Source organism: Actinomyces sp. MRS3W, from assembly GCF_032465695.1.
Taxonomy (GTDB): Bacteria; Actinomycetota; Actinomycetes; order Actinomycetales; family Actinomycetaceae; genus Actinomyces.
The window spans coordinates 1-5,383 of the sequence record NZ_JAWDJJ010000153.1 but is presented as its reverse complement, the minus strand read 5'-3'; the positions used below and the strand labels follow the sequence as shown (position 1 = coordinate 5,383).

Below are 5,383 nucleotides of genomic sequence, written 5' to 3'. Positions count from 1 at the left end.
GCTGCCGGCCCGGGCGCGGCCGCGGGGGACTTGGTCTGTCCGTCCGTTGCGGGCGGGAAGGACTCCGGCTGACTCATGCCTGAACCTCACTCTCGTCGTCCTCAGACGATACCGCGTCGGTGGGCTCATCCGCAGCGTCCACCCCGGTGTTGGATTCCGAGTCGGCCGAAGAGGGGTGCTCCGCGCCGGCGGCCGCGCCATCGGCGGCCGGGCTGGTGCCGTCCGTGTCGTTGGTGTCGACGGCGGTGTCCGCCGACCCGGCGGAGCCCGCCGAGGCGGCTGAATCAGCCGAGGCGGACTCGTCCAGCTCCCGTTCGGCGTTGCGGGCGACGGCGATAATGCGGTCGCCCTCATCGGGCTTGGCGAAGGTGACGCCGCGGGTGTTGCGCCCGGTGCGGGAGACCTCGTCAACGGCGCTGCGCACCACCTTGCCGGAGGCCATAATGCACAGGACCTCGTCGGTGGGAGCAGTGGTGAGCGCCCCCACGAGGTCGCCCCGCTCCTCCACCAGGTCGGCGACCTTGACGCCTAGCCCACCGCGGCCCTTGACCGGGTAGTCGGTGGCCAGGGTTCGCTTGGCGTAGCCGCCCTCGGTGACGACGAACAGGTCGGCGTCCTCCCAGGCGGGGTCGACGACGTCCATGGCCAGCAGCGAGTCGCCGTCGCGGAAGCGCATGCCGGTGACCCCGCTCGTGGCGCGGCCGGTGGGGCGCAGCGTGGCGTCGTCGGCGGTGAAGCGCAGGGCCTGCCCGTGGCGGGAGACCAGCAGCAGGTCCTGGCCGGCGGACAGCAGTGAGGCGGATACCAGTTCATCGGGGTTGCCGTCGGCGTCCTCACGCAGGTTGATGGCGATGAGGCCGACGGACCGGTTGGAGTCGTATTCGGCCAGGCGCGTCTTCTTGACCAGACCGCGCCGGGTGGCCAGCACGAGGTAGTCGGCCTGGGCGTAGTCGCCGAGCTCCATGACCTGGGCGATCTCCTCACCCGGCTGGAAGGCGAGCAGGTTGGCCACGTGCTGTCCCTTGGCGTCGCGACCGCCCTCGGGCAGCTCATAGGCCTTGGCCCGGTAGACGCGCCCGAGGTTGGTGAAGAACAGCAGCCAGTTGTGGGTAGAGGTGACGAAGAAGTGGTCGACGACGTCGTCTTCGCGCAGGGAGGCGCCGCGCACACCCTTGCCGCCGCGGTGCTGGCTGCGGTAGGCGTCGGAGCGGGTGCGCTTGGCGTAGCCGGAGCGGGTGATGGTGACGACGACTTCCTCCTCGGGGATGAGGTCCTCGGCGCTCATCTCCCCGTCGAAGGGCAGGATTGTGGTGCGGCGCTCGTCACCGTACTTGTCGACAATCTCAGCCAGTTCCTCCGAGACGATGGTGCGCTGGCGCTGCGGGGAGGCGATGATGTCCTTGAGGTCCGCCACGCGGGCGCGCAGTTCCTCGGCCTCCTGCTGAATCTTGAGGCGCTCGAGAGCGGCCAGGCGGCGCAGCTGCAGGGAGAGGATGGCTTCGGCCTGGGCCTCGTCGACGCCGAGCAGCTCCATGAGGCCGGTGCGGGCCTCATCGGTGGTGGGCGAGCGGCGGATGAGGGCGATGACGGCGTCGAGAGCGTCGATGGCCTTGAGCAGGCCCTGCAGGATGTGCAGGCGCTCCTCGGCCTTGCGCAGCCGGTACTGGGAGCGGCGCACAATGACGTCGATCTGGTGGTTGACCCAGTGCCGCACGAAGCCGTCCAGGGACAGGGTGCGGGGCACGCCGTCCACGAGCGCCAGCATGTTGGCGGGGAAGTTGTCCTGCAGCTGGGTGCGCTTGTACAGGTTGTTGAGGACGACCTTGGCCACCGCGTCGCGTTTGAGGACGATGACGAGCCGCTGGCCAGTGCGGCCGGAGGTCTCGTCGCGGATGTCGGCGATGCCGCCGATCTGCCCGTCGCGCACGAGTTGGGCGATCTTGTCCGCCAGGTTGTCGGGGTTGACCTGGTAGGGCAGCTCGGTGACCACCAGGCACTGGCGGCCCTGGATCTCCTCGACGTTGACGACGGCGCGCTGGGTGATGGACCCGCGGCCGGTGCGGTAGGCGTCCTCAATGCCGCGGCGGCCCAGAATGGTGGCGCCGGTGGGGAAGTCTGGGCCGGGGATGCGCTGGATCAGCGCCTCGAGCAGCTCCTCGCGGGAGGCGTCGGGGTGGTCCAGGAACCACTGGACGCCGCTGGCGACCTCTCGCAGGTTGTGCGGGGGGATGCGGGTGGCCATGCCCACCGCGATGCCCTCGGAACCGTTGACGAGCAGGTTGGGGAACCGGGAGGGGAGGATGACCGGTTCCTGGTTGCGGCCGTCGTAGTTGTCCTGGAAGTCGACGCTCTCCTCGTCGATGTCGCGGACCATCTCCATGGCCAGGGGCGCCATCTTGCACTCGGTGTAACGGGGCGCCGCGGGGCCGAGGTTGCCGGGGGTGCCGAAGTTGCCCTGTCCGGCCACGAGCGGGTAGCGCAGCGACCACCACTGCACCAGGCGGGCCAGCGCGTCGTAGATGGCGGCATCGCCGTGAGGGTGGTAGTTACCCATGACCTCGCCCACCACGCGGGAGGACTTGGAGAAGGAGGCGGTGGGACGGTAGCCGCCGTCGTACATGGCGTACAGAACGCGCCGGTGGACCGGCTTGAGCCCGTCGCGCACGTCGGGCAGGGCCCGGCCGACGATGACGCTCATGGCGTAGTCGAGGTAGGAGCGCTGCATCTCCATCTGGAGATCGACCGGATGGATGCGGTCGGCGGCTGGCTCCGGGGCGGGGAGCTCGGTGATCTCGTCGCTCACGAGGTTCCTTTACTGGTGGAATAGATGCGGTAGTCGGTACTGGCGGGCCTTCGGCGAGCACTGCGTGACGGGATGAGCATCGCCATCCGGTGCACGGTGTCTCGCCGGCCGGCGGCCTCAGATGTCGAGGAAGCGGACGTCGGCGGCGTTGCGCTGGATGAAGGAGCGGCGCTGCTCGACGTCGTCCCCCATGAGGATGGAGAAGGTCTCGTCGGCGTCGGCGGCCTCGTCGAGGGTGACCTGTTTGAGGATCCGGTTGGCCGGATCCATGGTGGTCTCCCACAGTTCGTGGTCGTTCATCTCCCCCAGGCCCTTGTAGCGCTGGATGCCACCCTCCTTGGGCAGGCGGCGCCCGGCCTCGGCTCCGGCGGCGAGCAGCTGGTCGCGTTCGGCGTCGGAGTAGGCGAATTCGTGCTCGGCGCCCACCCACTTCAGGCGGTACAGCGGCGGCATGGCGATGTAGGTGTGTCCCTGTTCGATGAGCGGGCGCATGTAGCGGAACAGCAGGGTGAGCAGCAGGGTGGCGATGTGCTGGCCGTCGACGTCGGCGTCGGCCATGATGACGATCTTGCCGTAGCGGAGCTTGGAGATGTCGAAGTCCTCACCGATGCCGGTGCCGAAGGCGGTGATGAGGGAGCGGATGGTGTCGGAGGACAGGGCCCGGTCCAGGCGCGCCTTTTCCACGTTGAGGATCTTGCCGCGGATCGGCATGATCGCCTGATGCTCGGGGTCACGGCCGCCGACGGCGGATCCGCCGGCGGAGTCGCCCTCGACGATGAAGATCTCGCATTCGTCGGCGTTCCGGGAGGAGCAGTCGCGCAGCTTGCCGGGCATGGAGGCGGACTCCAGCACGCCCTTGCGGCGGGTGGCCTCCCGGGCCTTGCGGGCGGCCATGCGCGCCGCCGCCGCCTGGGTGGCCTTGGTGAGCACGGCCTTGGCGTCGGCGGGGTGGGAGTCCAGCCAGTCGCCGAGCCGGGCATACACCGTCTGCTGCACGAAGGTGCGGGCCTCGGTGTTGCCGAGCTTGGTTTTGGTCTGCCCCTCGAATTGCGGGTCGGTGAGCTTGACGGAGATGACTGCGGTCAGGCCCTCACGAATATCGTCACCGGTGAGGTTGTCGTCCTTGTCCTTGATGAGGCCCTTCTCGCGGCCGTATTTGTTGACCAGGGTGGTCAGCGCGGTCCGGAAGCCCTCCTCGTGGGTGCCGCCCTCGGTGGTGTTGATGGTATTGGCGTAGGTGTGGACGGACTCCGAATAGGCGCCGGTCCACTGCATGGCGATTTCCAGGCTGATGGCGCGCCCGTCACCGAGGTCCTGCTCGGCCTCGAAGTCGATGATCTCGGGGTGAATGAGCTCAACCTTCTTGGAACGGTTGAGGAAGGCGACGTAGTCGCGCAGTCCGTGCTCGTAGCAGTAGGTGACGCTGCGGTGCCCCTTGACCGGATCGTCGGCCGTACCGAGCTCGTCACCGGTGATTTCGTCACCGGAATCGGTCACGCCCTCGCGCTCGTCGGTCAGGCTGATGCGCAGGCCCTTGTTGAGGAAGGCCATCTGCTGGAAGCGGCGCCGCAGGGTCTCGTAGTCGAATACGACCGTCTCGAAGATGGCCGGATCCGGGTAGAAGGTCTGGGTAGTGCCGGTTTCGGTGGTCTCCTCACCCATGACCAGGGGGGTCAGTGGGCGGCCGCCATCGCCGAAGCTCATGCGCCACACGTGGCCTTGGCGTCGCACCTCGGTGTCCACCCGGGTGGACAGGGCGTTGACCACGGAGATGCCCACGCCGTGCAGTCCACCGGAGACGGCGTACCCGCCGCCGCCGAACTTCCCGCCGGCGTGAAGGATGGTCATGACCACCTCGACGGTGGGCTTGTGCTCGGTGGGGTGCTCGTCAACGGGGATGCCGCGGCCGTTGTCGACCACGCGCAGACCGCCGTCGGCCTGAATGGTGACTTCGATGTGGTCGCAGAAGCCTGCGAGGGCCTCATCCACGGCGTTATCGACCACCTCGTAGACCAGGTGGTGCAGGCCCCGCTCCCCGGTTGAACCGATGTACATACCGGGGCGTTTGCGCACCGCCTCAAGCCCTTCGAGGACGGTAATATCTCCGGCATCGTAGCTGGCGGGGCTTGACGCCGAGCGGGCCGTTACGGCGCCGTCGGCCGCGGTCTCGACGGCGGTAGCGTCCGTCATCGCCGTAGCGGGTGTAGTCACAGGCTGGTCCAGGTCAGACACGTATCAGTTGCTCCTCGTCATCTGCGCCGCAGCGGCACCACTCCACCCCGGTGATCACTCTGGCACCGGAATCCGGGCATGGGACCCGGCGCGTGTAGGTGGGTACCTTGCGCATGGCCCAGGGCGCACCATGGGCGTTTCCGAGACGATTCTACCGTGCCCGAGTCCGTCGAGGGTCACCGCTGCGCTAAACGCAACGTGGGCAACGTCACCCGTAGGTGTCACGCGGGCCGCGGCCGCCACGGGCACCGCCGAAACGGCCATGCCGCCAGCCGTCGGCCTGAATGGTGACTTCGATGTGGTCGCAGAAGCCTGCGAGGGCCTCATCCACGGCGTTATCGACCACCT

At 68.3% G+C, this 5,383-nt stretch carries 2 protein-coding genes; both read right to left on the bottom strand.

Annotation, left to right across the window (positions count from 1 at the left end; translation table 11 throughout):
- Positions 1–73: 73 nt before the first annotated feature.
- Positions 74–2,803, bottom strand: a complete 2,730-nt coding sequence (gene gyrA / locus RWX45_RS05465) for a DNA gyrase subunit A (RefSeq protein ID WP_316022754.1) — start codon at positions 2,801–2,803, stop codon at positions 74–76.
- Positions 2,804–2,920: 117 nt separating this feature from the next.
- A complete protein-coding gene (gyrB, locus tag RWX45_RS05460; protein ID WP_316022755.1) occupies positions 2,921–4,993 on the bottom strand; it encodes a DNA topoisomerase (ATP-hydrolyzing) subunit B in 2,073 nt (690 codons plus the stop codon).
- Between the last annotated feature and the right edge of the window lie 390 nt (positions 4,994–5,383).

Bases quoted from the DNA above. Each gene is read 5' to 3' on its own strand.
- gyrB (WP_316022755.1), bottom strand. From the start codon at position 4,993: ATGACGGACGCTACCGCCGTCGAGACCGCGGCCGACGGCGCCGTAACG.